We start from the raw sequence: 17,471 nt of genomic DNA on the forward strand, positions 1-17,471 counted from the left end.
TGACTTACTTAATTAGTGCAAATACGCCAGCTGTGGCCGCGATTACGGTAAACGACAGGCCAAAAACTGCGATTAAAAGGGTGATGATCCACCCCTGATCGGGCTTGCCATCTAATTTTGTATCGATACGAGCAAGCTGCCGCTGTATGCTTTCAAGCGTACTGCGGGTGTCTTCAGCAAGGCTTTCCAATTTTGCGACACGTGCTTCCATGTCGTCAAATGTACCGCCGCCGCCGCCATCTTTCAAGGTAAATAGCAGCTCTTCGGTAGAGTTATTGGCTTGAAAGGCGTCGGTCACAACCTGCAAGTATTCGGGGTTTTTATTGGCCATCGAACTCACCATTGTCAGCGCGTTCAATGAACGAGTTTAGAAACTCGGTAACCATAGCACTCGATTGATGCATTGAACCGAACGCCTGCTTTGCAAACTCTTGCCGCCTTTCTGCACTTGCGCCGCCTGCGCCTGTCACAGCCGCGTACAGTTCGAGAAATGCGTGATGTGTCGTGGAAAAAATGCTGATGATCAGGTCGATATCACGAGCAGTAAGGTCAACCTTCGCATTCCTGACCTTGGCGTCACGCCATTTCTTTGGGTCCTTCACCACCGGCAAAGGTGGTAAATTCTCATCAATCATTCATGCCCCCCTGATCCGTTTCAATCTAGAAACTGATATTTGAAATATTCGCCCGGATATGTGTGACCAAATCCATCGCATCTTTTAATCCGGTGAGTGGACCGGTCGAATCCCGGTCATAATCGTAAGGCCACTTGACGCTTCGGACCGTCACACTCTTCCCGGCGAGGAATTGGCTAATCCTTGATCCCGGAACACAGCCATCTGTGTCTGTAGTCATTGCCTTATTCCCGTCGACACGGATAGCCCCGGTCCGACCGGGGAAGTCATGTTGTATTGAGCAAATCCACCGGGGCGAGGGTGATGAACCGTAGTTTATGAAAAGGTCGGCGTGATGGTTGGTAATTTCGCACTTCTTCTGGTCGCTGATCTTGTCTACTTTACAAGAGAGGGACCAGCTGGCTGCACCATTCGTCACCGAACCGCTTCCGTCTGAATAGTACCGATAGGTTGAGCCAGATGGTGTTATACCCTGTCTCGAGACTGTGACCTTTCCGATCAGGTCTTGAACGACTTTCGTCTCTCCCGGATACCAAGGATTGTCGACGGGCTGCTCAGCCGGTTTCGTCGGAAAAGGTCCCGACATTTTCGCGGGCCGTTGAGGTTGGACGCATCCAGCCACGATCAAAGCGATCCCCGCCGCCCATATTCCCCGCATGGTTGCTACCCCCTGTGTTGCCCTATTTGATCACGCCAAAGCGCCTTGCTATGAGATACGAAGACGCCCTTGAATTCCGCCCTTGCGTTCGACATGCCGTATCGAAGAACGAGGAAGGATGGCGAAAATCTCTCCAATCCATTCCAACTGGACATTCTCGATCACGGCGGCATTCCACGAAAACAGGTTCACGCCATTCACGCCGCGCATTATGGTCTTGATAAAGCGTTTCCCATCGGACGTGCGCACTGCCGCTTCTTCGCCGTAAAATGTCTCCAGAGGCCTCTTTTGCTCGCGATAAACGATGACGATGTGTCCGTCCTTATAGACAGGAAGCATTGAATCGCCGCGGATTTGGAACGCTATCATTTCAGCAGGAAGCGGGAAGGGCACTTGGACTTCCTCTAGCCCCTCAGGCGGCGTTTGTTCAAACTCTGGTTCGATCTCGGCGCCTGCACCAACATATCCCATGACCGCAACGATACCTCCTGTCTCGCTGCTATCTTCGCTGGATTTCACGAGCGAATTGTAAAGATCGACAATCGCATCGCGCCTATGCCCCTCGGGTTCGGAGCCCTTGAGCCATCGGCTCACCGTTGCCTGCGTCGTATCAAGCCTCTCAGCCAGCTGAGATTGGTTCCAGCCGGTCGCCTTGAGGATAGATCGAAGGTAGAAGTCAATTTTTCTCATAGGGATATCTAGCCACACCAAACGCAAAAAGAAAAATACGAGCACGTATAATTTTGCTCTTGAAATCTATACGTATGCGTATATTATACGGCCCCATGAACACGCTCCGACACATCCGAAAGAATGTCTTTAAGCTCACCCAAGCTGAATTTTCAGCTTTGGCAGGGGTAACGCAGGCAACAATATCCAGATGGGAAAATGGCGTTGCTCCATCGCTAGATGAAATGAAGGCCATCCGCGCGGCGGCTTTGGATCGGAAACTTAGATGGGATGATGCTTGGTTTTTTGAACCTCCACCTCCCAAGCGCTCCCGTTCTGTGAGGGCGTCGGTATGAGCAACTCGCGCCTGAAGTCCTTCATCGACCGTGAGCATGCTTTGAAGAATTTGAATTCGTCTGCCTGTGCCTTTCTCCCTAAATCGGCAGACGAAAGCCGTGGCGCTCGCCTCCTGCGCCACGGCTCCCCATTTTGAGCGGGGCGGCAGCGATGAATAAGCCCCGCTCACTTTTTGCTCCCGAAAGCTACCCGGACGGATTGGTTTTGCGTACCGTCCGGGGCTTTTCGCGTGGTGGATTTTTTACTGTCATCCAATCTCTCTTTTCTGGCCATAGCAGCGCGTGCGTTTTGCAAAGTGCGCCATGCTGCATGGCCTATATGCTCCACGATCTACCTCCGTTGCTACAGATGAACTCCCTATCCGTTGAGCATCCTAGCAACGGAGTTGTCCATGAACGTGGAAATTTCACCCAAGAACTTGGATTTTCCAGCCAAGCACAAGGAGGCGGCAATGACTGATGTAGAAGTCGCGGCTTCCCTTCTCGACCAGATTATTGGTGCGCGTGGCCTGCGCGAGCCAGTCAAGGCAATGCTGGAGCGCGCATACCAAGAGCTGAGTAAGCGTAACCCTGCGTGGACGAGACGGCGTGTACGAGCCGTTTTTAATAAAGAAGCCAGTCGGATCGAGCACCGCGAAATCGAGGATATGCGGGCGATCATAAAAGCAAGGGAAGAACATGCAGCATACCGAGAAGAAACCGCCCGTCTTGTTGCGATGCTTGTCGCGCAAGAGGCGGCTCAGGATAGCTGTATGGCTGCGCCATCACGCGGCCAATCTAGCGGAATGGATATGCCCGGAAATACTGGGAGGGGCACATGAATGATCATCGCATCGCATGGGCTGTCCTGATCATTGGATACGCCATCATCATGGCAGCTGTCATCGTCACCCCACTCAAAATCCTGATGGGGTGGTGAGATGCGCCAGCGTGAATTGCAGATCCAGAAGCAGGCAATGCGCTTTTTGGATGCAGCTTTGCCGTCGTACATCAGGGCAATCCATATACCCAATGGCGGCCGCCGTGACGCCAAAACAGGCGCAATGCTCAAGGCTGCTGGCGTAAAGGCGGGCGTGCCTGACATTGCCCTGATCCAGCAGGGTGGCGCGGTCGCTTTCATCGAAATCAAGACTGACAAAGGAAGGCCATCAGCAGCACAGACAGAATGGCTTGATTGGTTCGATCAGAACTTAATCCCATATGCTGTTTGCCGCTCTTTGGGAGACGTGCAGACCGCGCTGATGGGCTGGAATATCCAACTGAAAGCGCAGGTGACAGCATGAGCAGGACCATGGTCGAGATTACCGAGCAGATGGGCGAGGCTTGGGAAGACTACGTCGATAAAGCTGTGACGGCCCAGAAGACGCTGAAATATGAAGACGGCACGAAGGCCGCTCTCGCCTGGCGTCGTTTCATCGATCTTTTTGCGGATCATGAAAATCTGCGGAGGGCGGGAATATGAACGCCATCCCCGAAAAATCCAGTTTCGTAATCGAGATAGAGCAGGAAGTTCTCGCAACCCTGCTTCTCGGCGTGGACTTCCGCCGCGTCTCTGGTCGGCTGGAAGCCCATCATTTCCTTGAGCCTATCCATGGCGAGATATTTTCAGCCATCCAGACGGCCTATGAACGGATGAATTCCACGAAACCCAACGTGGTGATCAAGCTCATCCCGGAAAACGTCAAGGATCAGTACCAGACAGCGACGGGCGAGGGCCTTGCGTCCTATATCTCCCGGCTGGCAGTCAGTGCCGTCTACGGCGGCGCGGCGTTGGAGAACACCGCTAAGCGCGTCGTTGAACAGTGGGCAAAGGCCCAGATCGCCAAAGAGGCGGCTTTGCTGCTCGATGCTGCGAACGATCCTGCGACCAATCCGGTTGAGCTGGTGAAATCTTTCGGCATGGCGTCAGATGATATTCTCTCCGAGGTCCGGCGCGGGCCACGGCGCAAATCCCAGATTTCCATCATGGATGCTGCCAGCAATGCTTTTGCCGCCGCCAAGGAAGCCCATGAGCGAGGAACAGGCCTGACAGGCATCACATGGGGGCTTACGGACGTAAACCACAGTACCGGCGGCATTCATAAGCGCGACCTTACCTTGATCGGTGGCCGTCCTTCTATGGGGAAAACGACTGTTGGTCTTTCCACCTGTCTTAAAGTCGCACAGGCGGGGCATGGTGTGGGCTTCATCTCCCTTGAAATGGATGCTGACAAGCTGGCGGCACGCGCCGTGACCGATCTGGCATATGATATGGGGATCAAAGTGCCATATCAGGACCTCATCACAGGACGAGTAACCCATCAGGACTTAGTCGCTCTCGAAAACGCGGCGAGGCAGATTGAAAACCTTCCTCTCCTGATCGAAGAGCAGTCCGGCCTTTCCATGACCGATATTCGCATCAAGCTCGAAAGCATGATGCAGAAGATGGAAGAAGGCGGAACACCGCTTGAACTTCTCATGATCGACCATCTGGGATTGATCAGAGCGTCAAACCGTTATTCTGGCAACCGAACCAATGAAATTGCCGAAATGACGGCCGCGCTTAAATCCATGGCGCGTGAGTATGGAATAGCGGTCGTTCTTCTCTCACAGCTTAATCGTGGACTTGAAGGCCAAGCCGACAAGCGACCTCAGCTGTCGTCTCTTCGAGATAGTGGTGCGATCGAGCAGGACGCGGACACGATCATCTTCCTCTACCGGGAAGCCTATTACCTTCAACGGGAAAAGGGCCTGTCTCCTGAAAAGGAAGACGAGCGCATCAACCGTCTGGCCGATTGCCAGAACAAACTTGAATTTGTCATCGCCAAGCAGCGCAACGGGCCGGTCACATCGATTGACCTGTTCATTGACGTTGCCTGTTCGGCAGTTCGTAACGCGGCGAGGTTTTAAAATGACAATCAATTCCTCAGTGTTAGAGGCCATGCTCCAAGCTGGATGCTCTGCCGAGCAGATCGTGTGCGTTGCCAAGGCAGTAGAAGAGGCTGAGCGGGAGCGGTCAGCGCATAAGCGCGAGCTTGCTCGTCTACGGCAACAGAAGCGTCGTCTTAATAAAGCTATGTCACGCGATGTCACGCATGTCACGCATGTCACGCGTGACAAGTGTGACATCCCCCTTGATAAAGAAGGGTTTCCCCGTACCCCTTCCGAAGAAATTAATCCCCCTAAAGAAAAGGCCCCTAAAGGGGCCCAAAAGAAATCCCCCAAAACGGTTTTGCAATCCGTCCTTTCCGAAGCCATTGCAGCCGCAGTGGTCGAACACAGGGCGAAGATCAAAAAACCGCTGACCGAACGCGCCGCCGAACTTCTTGCCAAGCGCCTCGCCTCGGCCAAGGATGCCTGTGGCCTTACGCCGGATCAGGCGGCGGACCTGATGATCGAGAAGGGATGGCTCAGCTTCGAGGCCGAATGGGGACGGAATGCGATGCAGGCTGGTTGGTCGCCGGAGCCTGTAGCTGCGGAAAAGCCGAAGCCAGACAGCGAACTTTCACCGGAAGAACTCACGGCGAAATGGACCAAGAGGATGAGCTATGCCCGCGACAATCGGTGCTGGTTCTCATCGGTGTGGGGGCCGATGCCGGGAGACGCGGGGTGCCGTGTTCCAGAGCAATTCCTGCAAGACGGCGATGGCTTCGACAAGCACGGCTATCGCTGGGACGATCAATCTAGGAGGGCGGCCTGATGATTACCTCACAAGTGCGGATTAAATCAGTGCCAGCAGATATTTCAGCCCTGGTCGACGACTACATTGCCAGAAATGGCGTGCGGAAATTTGCGCCTAATGACGGGGTAGACATCTACAGGCTAGCGGCATTTCTGGCGGATTATGGCTATGAGGTAGACTGTAGGCGTGGCCGCACGATGCGCATCCGGCTTGGGAAAGGCAAGCCGAAGATCGTCCACATCAAGCGTGTGATCCAAATAGCCGACGAAATCCGCATTGCGCAGGGCCTTGAGCCATTTGATGTAGCGCGGAGGCAGCAACAGCTTAGCAAGTGCTCTTATCGTCGTGGTGCGGCGAAGCTAGCTGCATAATGGAGGGTGGATGAAGACCAAGTCGCAAAAACTGGCGGCCAAAAGGGGACGAGGCAGGCCAAGGAAGCCGGATGTGCTACGGGAGCCTAATGGCCGGCCATCGCGCGCCAAGGAGGATCCACGTAGGGTGGCTATGGAGGCACGGATGAGGATTTTGGGGCTGACGGCCTCAGAGGCCCTGAGTGACCTAGCCGCCGACAATCTAGGCCGTCTGCATCTGGCTTGGCGTAGGGACAATTCGGACGGGATCAGTGCTGACCAGTATAACGCCGCGGAGCGCTATAGGCAGGTCTACAACGGCTGGCGTCGGGCGCACCTATCGCCCGGCGCATATTATGAGCATTCGGGCACTGTGGGGGCGTTTGATCCTGACGCCTATGAGGACTGGGTAAAGCGCGTCGAGATTGCGTATCTTGATGCGCGCCGGGCAATCGACGAGGCGCAGCAAGAGACGCGCAATGGCAATTTGTATGCCGCGGTGCAGTACATGCTAGAGATGGACCAATACTACCCGCATATGCTGGGTGATATACGTCTCGTCTGCAATGCGCTTTACAGGCATTTTTTCACGCAAAAACGCAAGGACGGCACTCTATAGAGCACCGTCCGCGCTATCCTTCCCCGCCCTGAACGGCGGGGCTTGTCGCGCACCGGGTCACATACGGGATCATGCAGCCCTCATGGATCATACGCCACGCTGACGGCGACGCGCGGGACTTGAGGCACCGCAATTTTGGCACATATTGGTATCCACAGGCTGTGCGAGCACAAAATATCGATTGCATGGCTGTGGCAATTGCTTTATTTATGACACATGATTTCAGGATGCAGGATTGCGTCCTGACCTGCGGGCCGCCGGGTGGGCGGCTTTTTGATTCGAGGCACTGCCTCAGCGGGATGCTGCTCTATCGGCTTATCCAGTCCCGCTGCTCTTTGCGCAACTATTTCTGGTCGCGGGGTGATCTGCCATGCCTAAGCCCGAGCTGCTTATGCAAGCCACATGGCAGGACATCGTAGGATCAAGGCATCTCCATCTCGCAGCAGTCATGCGAGGGCAGACGGATGAGGCTGACCAGATACGGGCAGAGATGCACGACCTGCTAGACGCCAATCTCGATCATCAGACAGCGGCGGCAGTAGCAGCAGAGCTTAAGGCGAGGGGATAGAGATGGGCGATAGGCGCAGAGCGCGCAGGCCAGACCGAGATACAGCGCAGCCCTATCGACAATGGTACAAGACAGCGAGATGGCAGAAGCTACGATGGTCCATCCTCGTCCGTGACCTGTTCACCTGCCAGATGTGCGGTGTGATCCTGAGAGAAGGTAGATCGGAGAAGGGCGCAACCGGGTTAAGACCCGCAGTATGCGACCATCTGATACCACACAAGGGCGATGAAGCCCTGTTCTTCAATGAAAGCAACCTATGGGCAGTATGCGACGTCTGCCACGATGGAGCATGCCAGTCTATCGAGCGCCTGCACTATCGACGCCCTGACTTAATCAGACGTAAGAAGATAGAGCATCGTATCGTCGGGCTGGATGGATACCCAACCGCGCCCAAAGATCGATGGGTAGACAGGCACCTCCATATTTGACCGCTGAAAAGCGTTTGGGGTGATTGGCTGTATCGCGTCGCAAAACTCGCAAATCGCTCTCTGTGGCTTGATATGGGCAAATAGCATGGGGCGGGGGGGGTGGAGAAAAGTCTGGATCGCGTTCGGCTGTAGACCCGCGCGCCCAGCATTTACACGCATCCGCAATTCAAAAAAAGGCAAAGGGCTGAAATGGCACGACCGCGAACGCCGACTGCAAAAGCGGCGCTGACCGGCGCTGACAAGCACGACCCCCAGAGATTTAAGCACCGCAGTGAACCAATAACGTCAGGTCGAGGACTGGGGAAGGCCCCGGATTACCTGCCAAGGACGGCAAAAAAAGCTTGGGCAACATTTGCAGACGAATTGCCGTGGCTGACCTTCGAGGATCGGGGCGCGGTGGAAATCGTCTCATTGATGAGAGCACATATTATGGACGGGAATACCGCCGACCTGCCTGCCAGCTTCTACGGGAATTACCGCATGGCGCTATCCTCACTTGGTGCAACGCCAGTGGACAGAACGAAGGTTTACCAGCCCCACGAGGGCGAGGAAGACGATCCATTCGCAGAATTTGACGGTAGGGCGCATTGAACTATTCGCAGAAGGCGCATCAGTACGCTCGCGGCGTGGTTTCGGGGGCAATACCGGCTTGCAAGTATGTCTATCAGGCATGTGCAAGACAGCTGAAAGATCTAGATAATCCGCCGGCCGGGTATCATTTCGACGCCGCCAGGGCTGATCGGGTGTGCCGGTTTGTCGAGCTTTGCCCACATATCAAAGGGCCTGCCGCATCCCGTGGCGATCTCATGATCCTTGAGCCATGGCAGGTATTCATCCTGAGCACGGCATTCGGTTGGGTTGACGCTGAGGGCAACAGGCGGTTTCGCCGGGTGTATGTCGAGGTCCCCAGAGGTAATGGCAAGTCGTCGTTATCGTCTCCGGTGGGGCTTTACATGCTGGCGCTGGATGGCGAAGCCGGTGCAGAAGTCTATTCGGCTGCCACAACCCGCGATCAGGCCCGTATCGTATTCCGCGATGCGCAAGCCATGGCTCGCAAGATGCCAGGATATCGCAAGCGCTTCGGTGTGGATGTGACGGCGCAAGCAATTGTGCAGTTGAAGTCATCCAGTTCTTTCAAGGCGCTGTCGGCAGACGGCCACACGCTGGATGGTCTGAATATCCATCTGGCGATTGTGGACGAGCTTCACGCTCACAAGAACCGTGATGTTTACGATGTGCTGGAAACCGGCCTCGGCAAGCGTCCTCAGTCGATGCTCTGGATGATCACCACGGCGGGCAGCAACAAGCACGGTATCTGCTACGAGGTGAGGAAGTTCGTCCTTGATGTTCTGGCCGGTCACGTCAGCGGTGAGGTGGCGGAATCGGTATTCGGGATCATTTACACCATTGATGAGGGCGACGATCCCTTTTCAGAGGAGACTTTGCGCAAGGCCAATCCGAATTGGGGCGTCTCGGTCGATCCAAAGATTGTCATGCAAACGGCGGCAAAGGCCCGGCAGGTCGCGACGGCGAGGGCGAATTACCTCACCAAGCACCTTAATGTGTGGGTGGATGCCAATTCGGCGCTGTTCGACACCGAGTGGTGGCGGAAATGCGAGGATCGGACGCTGGATGAGGCAGATTTTGCCGACGATGAATGCGTCATCGGCCTTGATCTCGCCAGCAAGGTCGATATTGCGGCCCGCGTGAATACATACCGCAGGTTGATAGACGGGAAGGCGCATTACTATGTTTTTCCGCGTTTTTACCTACCACGGGCTGCAATCGATGAAGATCGCCATCCGATGTATCGCGGCTGGGAGTTGCAGGGTGATATTACCGCGACTGCCGGTGAGACAATCGATTTCAGCGTCATTGAGGATGACATTCGAGCAGAAGCGCCCGGCTTGAACCTGCAGGCGGTTGCTACCGATCCTTGGCAAGCCCAGCAAATGATCCAGAACCTCAAGCGGGACGGAATGCCAGCGGTGGAATACCGGCAGACTGTGGCGACCATGAGTGAGGCGACAAAGACGCTTGATGCTCTTATGCGCGAAGGCCGCATCCATCACACCGGCAATGCAGTGATGAATTGGATGATCGGCAATGTGGTCGGGCATTACGACGCGAAAGAGAACGTCTATCCGCGCAAGGAAATGCCCCAGAACAAGATCGACGGAGCGGTAGCGCTCATTATGTCTCTCGGCTGGTTCATCCAGCAAGAGGCCGAATATGACGGAATAGACGATTACTTCAAGAGCTTGGCAGGTGCAGCGTGAACCTATTGCGTAAGATGCTGAATGGTTTCGTTGGCGATACGCCTGTGAAGCGGAACCTGACCGTTCGTGAGCCTGACGCTTGGTATCCATCGGACAGCATCGGCGGTGCGGGCGAGATCATCACGGAACGCAATGTTCTGGCGCTTTCGGCAGTCTGGGCGTGTGTGAACCTGATTTCTGGGACGATTTCGTCACTGCCTTTGATGGTATACCGGACCAACGCTGACGGATCGCGTGAGCTTGCAAAAGATCATCCGCTTTACAACGTTCTGCATGACAGCCCGAACTATGACCAGACGGCAGTTGATTTCTGGGATTTCATGGCTGCATCCGTGGAGCTTTGGGGCAACGCTTACGCACGGGTCACTCGGTCTGACAATAAGGTGAGGGCTATCACTCCTATTCTTCCTGCGCTCATGAGCGTGCAGCGGAAGACGGATGGCAGTCTGGTCTATCGGTGGACCGAGGACGGGGAAGCAAAAGAAGCGACGGACCGCGAAATTTTGCATATCCGTGGGTTTGGCGGCAATCCTCTCGGTGGGGTGTCAACGCTTTACTTTGGCCGCCGGGTGTTTGGGCTGGCTCAAGCCGCTGACAAATCGGCGGGATCAATGTTCCAGCATGGACTTCGCCCATCTGGCGTCCTGAAGTTTGAGAAATGGCTGACAGAAGAGCAGCGCGAGGTCGCCGAACAGAAACTGGCCGCGAAGATCGGCAGCGGGAATGCTGGCAAGCCAATCGTCCTTGAAGGCGGCACGGAATGGCAGCAACTGACTATTACGCCAGAAGATGCACAGATGCTGGAGACGCGGGCCTTCTCTGTGGAGGAAATCTGCCGGTTCTTCGGTGTCCCGCCTCACATGGTCGGCCATACGTCGAAATCGACCAGTTGGGGATCGGGCATTGAACAGCAGACCCTTGCCTTCCAGAAGTTCACACTTCGCCGTCGTCTGAAGCGTATCGAACAGGCGCTCGAAAAGCAGTTGCTGACGCCAGCAGATAAGGCCGCCGGGATCATCATCGAATTTAACCAGGAAGGGCTTCTGCGCGGCGACAGCAGCGGCAGGGCGAAGTTCTACCAGCAGATGACCGCTATCGGGGCCATGACCATCAATGAGGTCAGAGAGCTTGAGAATTTGCCACCTGTTGAGGGCGGCAGCATCCCACGCATCCAGATGCAGAATGTTCCGATCACCGATGCCGGTGAAGACCGAGAACTGACGCCGCGTCAGACCGACAACGAGGAATAAATCTCGATGAAAACCAAAGACTTTGCCCTACAGGTTAAAGACCTGTCGGAAGACGGCACCTTTACGGGCTACGGCTCGGTCTACGGCAACGTGGACAGCTACGGCGAGCGCGTCATGCCGGGGGCCTTCGCCAGGAGCCTTGCGAAACACAAGCGTGAGGGAACCAATGTTCTCATGCTGTGGCAGCACAACCCGAATGAGCCGATTGGTATCTGGGAGGACCTTGCCGAAGATGCAAAAGGCCTCTGGGGAAAAGGTCGCCTCATCATGGAAGTGCAGAAGGCCCGCGAGGTCTATGCACTCATGAAGGCGCATGCCATCGGCGGGCTGTCTATCGGCTACCGCGAGATCAAAGCAACGCCCGACGGCAATGTGCGCAACCTGGAGGAATTGGACCTGCTCGAAATCTCGCCAGTGTCTTTCCCGGCCAACCGGCGCGCCCGTATCGAGGCAGTGAAATCCGATCGCATGGAAGAGTTTGCCCGCCGTCTGCGCGATGGCAATCCCATGCCGATCAAAGAGTTTGAGGACATCTTGCGTGAGGCAGGTGTTCCCAAAAGCATGGCTACACAGATTGCCTCTGTTGGCTATGCTAAGGCCGCTCTGGGGGAGCCAGAGGGCGAAAAGGCAGATGACGCAACCGCCTTCCTGACTGCGTTGCGCGGTTAAATCCACCCCTCTTTGTCCAGAAAGGATATTCCCATGAGTGAAGGGAAAACAGTAGAGCAGCTTGCTCTTGAGGTCAAAGCCGACTTCGAGAGGAAGTTCGATGCCGTGAAGGAAATCGCTGAAAATGCCGTGGCGGAAGCCAAGAAGAACGGCGACCTCAGCGAAGCCCTGAAGGAGAAGGCTGACGAAAATCTTCTCGCCATGAACGAACTCAAGGCCCGCCTTGACGAGATCGAGCAGAAGGCGGCCCGTTCAGGTGGTGAAGGCGACCGTGAAAAGTCCATTGGCGAACAGTTCGTTGAGAACGACAAAGTCAAGGAGTTTCTCGGTCAGGCGAACCCTCGCGGCCGTGTGGATATGCAGACCAAGGCCACGCTGACCACGGCAACCACGAATGCCGCCGGTTCCGTTGGTGCTGCTATCCAAGCCACTCGCCTCCCGGGCGTTCTTGAACTGCCCCAGCGTCGTCTTACGATCCGTGACCTGCTTTCGCAGGGCCAGATGGACGGCGGCTCGCTGGAATACGTCAAGGAAAAGGGCTTCAACAACAACGCCGCTCCGGTGGCTGAAGGTGCTGCAAAGCCTGGTTCTGACATTCAGTTCGAACTTGTGACGACCTCTGCCAAGGTCATCGCACACTGGATGAAGGCATCCCGTCAGGTGCTGTCTGACATCGCCCAGCTGCGTTCTATTATCGATCAGCGTCTGCTGTACGGTCTGGCCTACGTCGAAGAGAACCAGCTTCTCAATGGCGATGGCACCGGCCAGAACCTGCTGGGCATCATCCCGCAGGCAACCGCCTTTGCGGTCCCGGCTGGCACGACCATGCCCGCGACCGTGACCGGCATTGACCGCCTTCGTGTGGCGATGCTTCAGGCTGCTCTGGCTGAATACCCGGCGACTGGTCACGTTCTCAGCCCGATTGACTGGACTTCGATCGAACTCCTGAAGGACACCCAGGGCCGTTACATCATCGGCAACCCGCAGGGAACGATTGCTCCGACCCTCTGGGGTCTGCCGGTTGTCACGACCCAGGCAATGGCCGCCGGCAAGTTCCTCACCGGTGCATTCAAGCTGGGTGCGCAGATTTTCGACCGCTGGCAGGCTCGTGTCGAAGTCGCAACCGAGAACGAAGACGACTTCATCAAGAACCTCGTCACCATCCTTGCAGAAGAACGTCTTGCTCTGGCCGTCTACCGTCCAGAAGCTTTCATCTACGGCGATGTGAACGCGGGTTCTGGTGGCTAAGTTCGGCTCAAATCGACGGGCGGTTAACGCCGCCCGTTTCTTGAACCGAAGGAGAGAGCAATGGAATACGATGTCAAACGACAGCATCAGGGCGACAAGTTTTACCGGCCCGGTGACGTGCGCACCGCATCGCCAAATGATGTCGCGCACCTCGTGAAAAACGGCGTCCTTCAAGAGAAAGCTGAGCCGAAGCACAAGCACAAGGCTGAAGGCGCATCCGACAAGAACAAGGGCAAATGATCGATGCTGCTTCCTGTCCGCACACAAGCGCCAGCCGAGACGCCGGTGTCACTGGATGAAGCACGCCAGCATCTGATTGTCTCCGGGTTTACCGATGATGACGATCAGATCACGCGCTTTATTCAGGCAGCTACAGACCATCTTGAGCGAAAGCTGAACATGTCGCTTGTCACCCAGACATGGAAGCAGTCCTTTTGTGCGTTCGATAGCTTTCTGCGGCTCCGTAATGGCCCTGTGGCAAGCGTTGTATCGGTGAAGTACTTCGATGTTGACAATGTGGAGCAAACCGTCCCAGCGGCCTCCTACAAGACACTGGACTACACATGCGGGACGAGTGTCACGCCCACTTACGGCAACACGTGGCCCGCTACGGCATATCGTCCTGATGCGGTCACTATCGAATATACGGCTGGCGTTCCGGCGGGAGAAGTTCCAGCGTCTCTCAAGGCAGCAATCCTTATGCATGTCGGCTTGATGTACTCGTACCGTGGCGATCCAGAAGGCCCACGCATCGACAGCAACCCGGCGTATGAGGCGCTTATCTGGCAATTCCGGCGTCCAAAGGTGTGACCATGGCAAAAGCAGGATCAGGGCAACTTCATTATCAGGTCGCGCTGCTGAAACGCGAAGACGTTGACGACGGCATGGGCAATACCGTGTCAGACTTTGTCGAGCAGTTCCAGACCCGCGCTGAGTTCATCCACCTCAGAGGCGGTGAAAGTGTCCTTGCCGGCAGACTCCAAGGCAAGCACACCCAGGTTGTCCGGGTCCGCAATTCTTCCAATACCCGGCTGATTTCGACTGACTGGATGCTTCGGGATGTGCGCACCGGGGAATCGTTCAATATCAGAGATATAGAGCACGAAGTTAACCGCCAGTTCATCTCGCTCACGTGCGAAAGCGGCGTAGCTACGGGGTGATGCCATGCCTTGGGTAGAGTTTACCAAAGATTTCGACTGGAAGCCGAAGCCTCAGATTACCATAGCCTATCCTGCTGGCTTCAGAGGGAATGTGACGACACCGTGCGCTCAAGCAGCTGTTGCAAAAGGCGCAGCCACGAAAACCAAGACGCCGAGGAAATCAGATGGCAACGGAATCGCGGATAATCGGTCTGGCGAAGCTTCAGAAAAAGCTCAACGCGATGCCACAGATAGCCAAGGACGAGATTAAAAGGGCGCTGGAACAGTCCGCGAATGAGATTGTGGAATTAGCAAAGAAACTTGTCCCTGAAGACACTGGTGCCCTAAAGGATAGCATTGGCTGGACCTACGGCGATGTTCCGCGTGGTGCAATGACACTTGGAAAGGTCTTCGCTTCAAAGCTGGCCACCGATCTAACGATCACGATCTATGCCGGTAATAGCGAGGCATATTACGCCCGTTGGGTTGAATTTGGCACCCAGAAGATGGCGGCTAGACCATATTTCTATGTGTCGTATCGCGCCAACAAAAAGCGTGCGAAGGGCCGCATAACCCGCGCCATCAACAAGGCGGCAAAGAAAGTTGCTGCAAGTCGATAAGAGGGTAGCATGACTTCGCCAACCTATGAGCTTCAAGGGCAGATTGTTACCCTGCTGAAAGCGTCACCTGAGCTAAATGCGTTGATCGGCGGTCGCATTTACGACCGGGTGCCGGACAGCCCCACATTTCCTTATGTGTCGTTCGGCCCATCCGATGAGGTTAGTGACGATGCCGACTGTATCGACGGTTTTGAAGTCACGATGCAGCTGGATGTCTGGTCGAGAGCGGTCGGATTTCCTGAGTGTCGAAGGATTGTTGACGCTGTTCGCAAGGCTTTGCCAGAAGATGGAATATTGCTCGCAGACAACGCATTGGTGACTTTCAACCACCGTATAAGCCGCGTATTCCGAGACCCAGACGGTTTAACCTCACATGGCGCTATGACCTTCGTAGCCTTCGTAGAGCAGCCATAGAAAACCGAAAATTCAATTCTGCAACCACCCGCCCTTTGTGGCGGGTTTTTCACTGTCAAATGGAGAAACCCCATGGCACAAGCCACTACCATCAAGGGCGGTAAATTTCGAGTTCTTATTGGGAATGACGCCACTCCCATCGTCTACGCTGCGCCTTGCGGCTTCACTCAGCGCTCGATCACGCTGAATAAGGGTCTGGAAGAAATCAATGTCCCGGATTGTGAGGATCCTGACAAGGTGGATTGGACCGGGCGCGATGCGACCAGCCTTTCGATGACTGTTTCCGGTGAGGGTGTGCTAGCTGCCGAAAGCGTGGACACTTGGCTGGAAGCATTCGAAAGCATCGACAGCATTCCGGTGAAGGTGGAATGGGAATTCCCCGCTAAGACAATCACCTGGACTGGCCTTATGCACATCGAAAGCCTTGAGGCTGGCGCTCAGAACGGACAACGTGCCACGCTCAACGTGACGATGCAGTCCGATGGCGAAATGGTCCGCGTAACAACGCCGGTAACACCATAATGAGCAGAAACGCAACCGTAGAACTGGATTTCGGGCCGGGGCTTCAGCGCTTCCGGCTTGCTTGGGGGCAACTTTCCAGCCTGCAAGAAGCCTGTGACGCCGGTCCTTACGTCATTCTAGAGCGCCTGATGAACGGCACTTGGAGAATGAACGACATCCGCGAAACGATCCGGTATGGATTGATTGGTGGCGGCATGACGCCTTCAGAAGCGCTGAAGCTGGTCCGAGAGTATGTTGAAGATCGACCGCCGGTTGAGAGCCTCATGGTCGCTCAAGCTGTGCTATCCGCTGGCCTTGTCGGTGCGCCGGAGGAAGCCGTGGGGGAGCAGGACGCGGCAAATCAGGCGGAGAGCAGCTAGACGATCTCCCGAACGGGAAGTTCCGATTTGCCGCAGTCTACGGTAGTGGTGCAGCGGCTGGGTTCAGCCCGGAAGAAGTTGACCGCATGTCTATGTGGCAATATTTCGCTGCGCTGGAAGGCTATATCAAAGCACACTCGCCAGATGATGGCGGGTTGAGTGCCAAGGAGAAAGACGATCTGGCGAATTGGTTAGGGATATGACGGCAAAACCCCGCCGGAGCGGGGTTCTGATTAGTGAGAATGCCTAGGCTTATGCCGCCCAGAAGCTTCCCGGTACTCGTGCAAGCGGACAGCGGCATAAGCCAGCGCGACAACCGCAGCAGGAGCAATCACAAAAGCCAGTGTCCATGATCCGTTCATTGTCTAAGCCCTTTCAGGACGCGTCTTGAAAGTAAATGTTGGGATTGGCTGAATGAGTAGAGCGTTACTTTTCTTTCCGTTCGTTTTTCGCAATATCGCGGATGAAATCCCACAATTCGGCTTTTTCCTGTTCAGAAAGCCTATCGGTAAGTTTGCTCCCCGATGAATTGGAAAATGAAGCTTCAAGCCGCGCAATAATCTCAGCATTCATGGAGCGGTGGTTTTCAGCCGCAGCAGCTTTCAGACGGTCCATCATCCCTTCTGGGAAGCGCACCATCGTCTTGTCCACCTGATCACTTGGGTATTTCGGTCTAGCCATAATGGACTCGATACCAAAAAAATACGGAATAAGCAAAAGACTCTTGACTACGTTACGTAATGGTATCAATCTGGCTACGTACCAAATCAGTAACGGAGTAGAAAGATGAATGATAAGATTGGGTCAATCGCGCCTTTTGGGTTGCGAATGCCACAAAGAATTAAGGACTGGGTATCTGAAAACGCTGCAAAGCATGATCGCTCAATGAACTACATCATCCTTCGCATCTTGGAGAAGGAGATGGCGGCGACGGGAGAGGGCCTTGGAAACTCAACTCCCGTCGCATCAAGCAACAACACCGCCTTGCAGGGCGGTGCGTCTATCAACCACGGTTTATAGGGAACCG

At 55.1% G+C, this 17,471-nt stretch carries 25 protein-coding genes; 20 read left to right on the plus strand and 5 right to left on the minus strand.

From position 1 onward, the window contains the following. Positions 1-4 precede the first annotated feature (4 nt). From ACFO1V_RS03000 to ACFO1V_RS15495, 4 genes are all read right to left on the minus strand, one after another. Entirely contained in the window at positions 5-331 is a 327-nt protein-coding gene (locus tag ACFO1V_RS03000) for a hypothetical protein (protein ID WP_374833062.1), read from the minus strand. Beyond that, on the minus strand, positions 321-635 hold the full coding sequence (locus tag ACFO1V_RS03005; RefSeq protein ID WP_374833060.1) for a hypothetical protein: 315 nt from the start codon (positions 633-635) through the stop codon (positions 321-323). The genes ACFO1V_RS03000 and ACFO1V_RS03005 overlap by 11 nt, the downstream gene beginning before the upstream one ends. Before the next feature lie 706 nt (positions 636-1,341). Beyond that, positions 1,342-1,983 (minus strand): LexA family transcriptional regulator, encoded by a 642-nt coding sequence (locus ACFO1V_RS03010; RefSeq protein ID WP_374833058.1) that lies wholly within the window; start codon positions 1,981-1,983, stop codon positions 1,342-1,344. Continuing rightward, a complete protein-coding gene (locus ACFO1V_RS15495) occupies positions 1,970-2,488 on the minus strand; it encodes a hypothetical protein (RefSeq protein ID WP_445438789.1) in 519 nt (172 codons plus the stop codon). The genes ACFO1V_RS03010 and ACFO1V_RS15495 overlap by 14 nt, the downstream gene beginning before the upstream one ends. Positions 2,489-2,710: 222 nt before the next feature. On the opposite strand from ACFO1V_RS15495, the gene ACFO1V_RS03020 reads away from it, so the two are divergent. The 19 genes from ACFO1V_RS03020 (at position 2,711) to ACFO1V_RS03110 (ending at position 16,444) form a co-directional block, all read left to right on the plus strand. Continuing rightward, the gene (locus ACFO1V_RS03020; RefSeq protein ID WP_374833054.1) at positions 2,711-3,139 is read left to right on the plus strand and encodes a hypothetical protein; all 429 of its coding nucleotides are present in this window, start codon (positions 2,711-2,713) and stop codon (positions 3,137-3,139) included. Positions 3,140-3,238: 99 nt separating this feature from the next. Further along, on the plus strand, positions 3,239-3,601 hold the full coding sequence (locus ACFO1V_RS03025; RefSeq protein ID WP_374833052.1) for a VRR-NUC domain-containing protein: 363 nt from the start codon (positions 3,239-3,241) through the stop codon (positions 3,599-3,601). Between the two features lie 8 nt (positions 3,602-3,609). Next, entirely contained in the window at positions 3,610-3,780 is a 171-nt protein-coding gene (locus ACFO1V_RS03030) for a hypothetical protein (protein ID WP_374833050.1), read from the plus strand. Next, a complete protein-coding gene (locus tag ACFO1V_RS03035; protein WP_374833048.1) occupies positions 3,777-5,207 on the plus strand; it encodes a replicative DNA helicase in 1,431 nt (476 codons plus the stop codon). The genes ACFO1V_RS03030 and ACFO1V_RS03035 overlap by 4 nt, the downstream gene beginning before the upstream one ends. Before the next feature lie 166 nt (positions 5,208-5,373). Then, entirely contained in the window at positions 5,374-5,997 is a 624-nt protein-coding gene (locus ACFO1V_RS03040; RefSeq protein ID WP_374833096.1) for a hypothetical protein, read from the plus strand. Then, entirely contained in the window at positions 5,997-6,350 is a 354-nt protein-coding gene (locus ACFO1V_RS03045; protein ID WP_374833046.1) for a hypothetical protein, read from the plus strand. Before ACFO1V_RS03040 ends, ACFO1V_RS03045 begins: the two co-directional genes overlap by 1 nt. Before the next feature lie 10 nt (positions 6,351-6,360). Further along, positions 6,361-6,948 (plus strand): hypothetical protein, encoded by a 588-nt coding sequence (locus ACFO1V_RS03050; protein ID WP_374833044.1) that lies wholly within the window; start codon positions 6,361-6,363, stop codon positions 6,946-6,948. Positions 6,949-8,133: 1,185 nt separating this feature from the next. Continuing rightward, complete coding sequence (locus ACFO1V_RS03055) at positions 8,134-8,535, plus strand: hypothetical protein (protein WP_374833042.1); 402 nt, start codon at positions 8,134-8,136, stop codon at positions 8,533-8,535. Then, on the plus strand, positions 8,532-10,223 hold the full coding sequence (locus ACFO1V_RS03060; RefSeq protein WP_374833040.1) for a terminase large subunit: 1,692 nt from the start codon (positions 8,532-8,534) through the stop codon (positions 10,221-10,223). Before ACFO1V_RS03055 ends, ACFO1V_RS03060 begins: the two co-directional genes overlap by 4 nt. After that, positions 10,220-11,473: a phage portal protein gene (locus tag ACFO1V_RS03065; protein ID WP_374833038.1), complete on the plus strand. Its 1,254-nt coding sequence runs from the start codon at positions 10,220-10,222 to the stop codon at positions 11,471-11,473. The genes ACFO1V_RS03060 and ACFO1V_RS03065 overlap by 4 nt, the downstream gene beginning before the upstream one ends. Positions 11,474-11,479: 6 nt before the next feature. After that, the gene (locus tag ACFO1V_RS03070; RefSeq protein WP_374833036.1) at positions 11,480-12,142 is read left to right on the plus strand and encodes an HK97 family phage prohead protease; all 663 of its coding nucleotides are present in this window, start codon (positions 11,480-11,482) and stop codon (positions 12,140-12,142) included. Between the two features lie 33 nt (positions 12,143-12,175). Further along, a complete protein-coding gene (locus tag ACFO1V_RS03075) occupies positions 12,176-13,390 on the plus strand; it encodes a phage major capsid protein (RefSeq protein WP_374833034.1) in 1,215 nt (404 codons plus the stop codon). Positions 13,391-13,450: 60 nt separating this feature from the next. Next, positions 13,451-13,630, plus strand: coding sequence for a hypothetical protein (locus tag ACFO1V_RS03080; protein ID WP_374833032.1), 180 nt, complete (start codon positions 13,451-13,453; stop codon positions 13,628-13,630). Positions 13,631-13,633: 3 nt separating this feature from the next. After that, positions 13,634-14,200, plus strand: coding sequence for a head-tail connector protein (locus tag ACFO1V_RS03085; protein ID WP_374833030.1), 567 nt, complete (start codon positions 13,634-13,636; stop codon positions 14,198-14,200). Positions 14,201-14,202: 2 nt separating this feature from the next. Next, on the plus strand, positions 14,203-14,550 hold the full coding sequence (locus ACFO1V_RS03090; protein WP_374833028.1) for a phage head closure protein: 348 nt from the start codon (positions 14,203-14,205) through the stop codon (positions 14,548-14,550). A gap of 164 nt (positions 14,551-14,714) precedes the next feature. Then, positions 14,715-15,149, plus strand: a complete 435-nt coding sequence (locus tag ACFO1V_RS03095) for an HK97-gp10 family putative phage morphogenesis protein (protein ID WP_374833026.1) — start codon at positions 14,715-14,717, stop codon at positions 15,147-15,149. A 9-nt stretch (positions 15,150-15,158) separates the two neighbouring features. Continuing rightward, positions 15,159-15,563 (plus strand): DUF3168 domain-containing protein, encoded by a 405-nt coding sequence (locus ACFO1V_RS03100; RefSeq protein ID WP_374833024.1) that lies wholly within the window; start codon positions 15,159-15,161, stop codon positions 15,561-15,563. Between the two features lie 72 nt (positions 15,564-15,635). Next, entirely contained in the window at positions 15,636-16,085 is a 450-nt protein-coding gene (locus ACFO1V_RS03105) for a phage tail tube protein (protein WP_374833022.1), read from the plus strand. Continuing rightward, a complete protein-coding gene (locus ACFO1V_RS03110; protein ID WP_374833020.1) occupies positions 16,085-16,444 on the plus strand; it encodes a gene transfer agent family protein in 360 nt (119 codons plus the stop codon). The genes ACFO1V_RS03105 and ACFO1V_RS03110 overlap by 1 nt, the downstream gene beginning before the upstream one ends. A 426-nt stretch (positions 16,445-16,870) precedes the next feature. On the opposite strand, the gene ACFO1V_RS03115 is transcribed toward ACFO1V_RS03110, so the two are convergent. Next, positions 16,871-17,125, minus strand: a complete 255-nt coding sequence (locus ACFO1V_RS03115; RefSeq protein ID WP_374833018.1) for an Arc family DNA-binding protein — start codon at positions 17,123-17,125, stop codon at positions 16,871-16,873. Between the two features lie 105 nt (positions 17,126-17,230). On the opposite strand from ACFO1V_RS03115, the gene ACFO1V_RS03120 reads away from it, so the two are divergent. Further along, a complete protein-coding gene (locus tag ACFO1V_RS03120) occupies positions 17,231-17,464 on the plus strand; it encodes an Arc family DNA-binding protein (protein ID WP_374833016.1) in 234 nt (77 codons plus the stop codon). Positions 17,465-17,471: the final 7 nt, after the last annotated feature.

It is taken from the genome of Daeguia caeni, from assembly GCF_042653845.1.
Taxonomy (GTDB): Bacteria; Pseudomonadota; Alphaproteobacteria; order Rhizobiales; family Rhizobiaceae; genus Brucella; species Brucella caeni.

Excerpts from the sequence above, each read along its gene's own strand:
- ACFO1V_RS03105 (WP_374833022.1), top strand. The coding sequence starts at position 15,636 with ATGGCACAAGCCACTACCATCAAGGGCGGTAAATTTCGAGTTCTTATT.
- ACFO1V_RS03005 (WP_374833060.1), bottom strand. The coding sequence starts at position 635 with ATGATTGATGAGAATTTACCACCTTTGCCGGTGGTGAAGGACCCAAAG.
- ACFO1V_RS03090 (WP_374833028.1), top strand. The coding sequence starts at position 14,203 with ATGGCAAAAGCAGGATCAGGGCAACTTCATTATCAGGTCGCGCTGCTG.
- ACFO1V_RS03095 (WP_374833026.1), top strand. The coding sequence starts at position 14,715 with ATGGCAACGGAATCGCGGATAATCGGTCTGGCGAAGCTTCAGAAAAAG.
- ACFO1V_RS03100 (WP_374833024.1), top strand. The coding sequence starts at position 15,159 with ATGACTTCGCCAACCTATGAGCTTCAAGGGCAGATTGTTACCCTGCTG.
- ACFO1V_RS03115 (WP_374833018.1), bottom strand. The coding sequence starts at position 17,125 with ATGGCTAGACCGAAATACCCAAGTGATCAGGTGGACAAGACGATGGTG.
- ACFO1V_RS03120 (WP_374833016.1), top strand. The coding sequence starts at position 17,231 with ATGAATGATAAGATTGGGTCAATCGCGCCTTTTGGGTTGCGAATGCCA.
- ACFO1V_RS03030 (WP_374833050.1), top strand. The coding sequence starts at position 3,610 with ATGGTCGAGATTACCGAGCAGATGGGCGAGGCTTGGGAAGACTACGTC.
- ACFO1V_RS03080 (WP_374833032.1), top strand. The coding sequence starts at position 13,451 with ATGGAATACGATGTCAAACGACAGCATCAGGGCGACAAGTTTTACCGG.
- ACFO1V_RS03070 (WP_374833036.1), top strand. The coding sequence starts at position 11,480 with ATGAAAACCAAAGACTTTGCCCTACAGGTTAAAGACCTGTCGGAAGAC.
- ACFO1V_RS03055 (WP_374833042.1), top strand. The coding sequence starts at position 8,134 with ATGGCACGACCGCGAACGCCGACTGCAAAAGCGGCGCTGACCGGCGCT.
- ACFO1V_RS03040 (WP_374833096.1), top strand. The coding sequence starts at position 5,374 with ATGTCACGCGATGTCACGCATGTCACGCATGTCACGCGTGACAAGTGT.
- ACFO1V_RS03075 (WP_374833034.1), top strand. The coding sequence starts at position 12,176 with ATGAGTGAAGGGAAAACAGTAGAGCAGCTTGCTCTTGAGGTCAAAGCC.
- ACFO1V_RS03025 (WP_374833052.1), top strand. The coding sequence starts at position 3,239 with ATGCGCCAGCGTGAATTGCAGATCCAGAAGCAGGCAATGCGCTTTTTG.
- ACFO1V_RS03085 (WP_374833030.1), top strand. The coding sequence starts at position 13,634 with ATGCTGCTTCCTGTCCGCACACAAGCGCCAGCCGAGACGCCGGTGTCA.
- ACFO1V_RS03050 (WP_374833044.1), top strand. The coding sequence starts at position 6,361 with ATGAAGACCAAGTCGCAAAAACTGGCGGCCAAAAGGGGACGAGGCAGG.
- ACFO1V_RS03045 (WP_374833046.1), top strand. The coding sequence starts at position 5,997 with ATGATTACCTCACAAGTGCGGATTAAATCAGTGCCAGCAGATATTTCA.
- ACFO1V_RS03035 (WP_374833048.1), top strand. The coding sequence starts at position 3,777 with ATGAACGCCATCCCCGAAAAATCCAGTTTCGTAATCGAGATAGAGCAG.
- ACFO1V_RS03000 (WP_374833062.1), bottom strand. The coding sequence starts at position 331 with ATGGCCAATAAAAACCCCGAATACTTGCAGGTTGTGACCGACGCCTTT.
- ACFO1V_RS03010 (WP_374833058.1), bottom strand. The coding sequence starts at position 1,983 with ATGAGAAAAATTGACTTCTACCTTCGATCTATCCTCAAGGCGACCGGC.
- ACFO1V_RS03020 (WP_374833054.1), top strand. The coding sequence starts at position 2,711 with ATGAACGTGGAAATTTCACCCAAGAACTTGGATTTTCCAGCCAAGCAC.
- ACFO1V_RS03110 (WP_374833020.1), top strand. The coding sequence starts at position 16,085 with ATGAGCAGAAACGCAACCGTAGAACTGGATTTCGGGCCGGGGCTTCAG.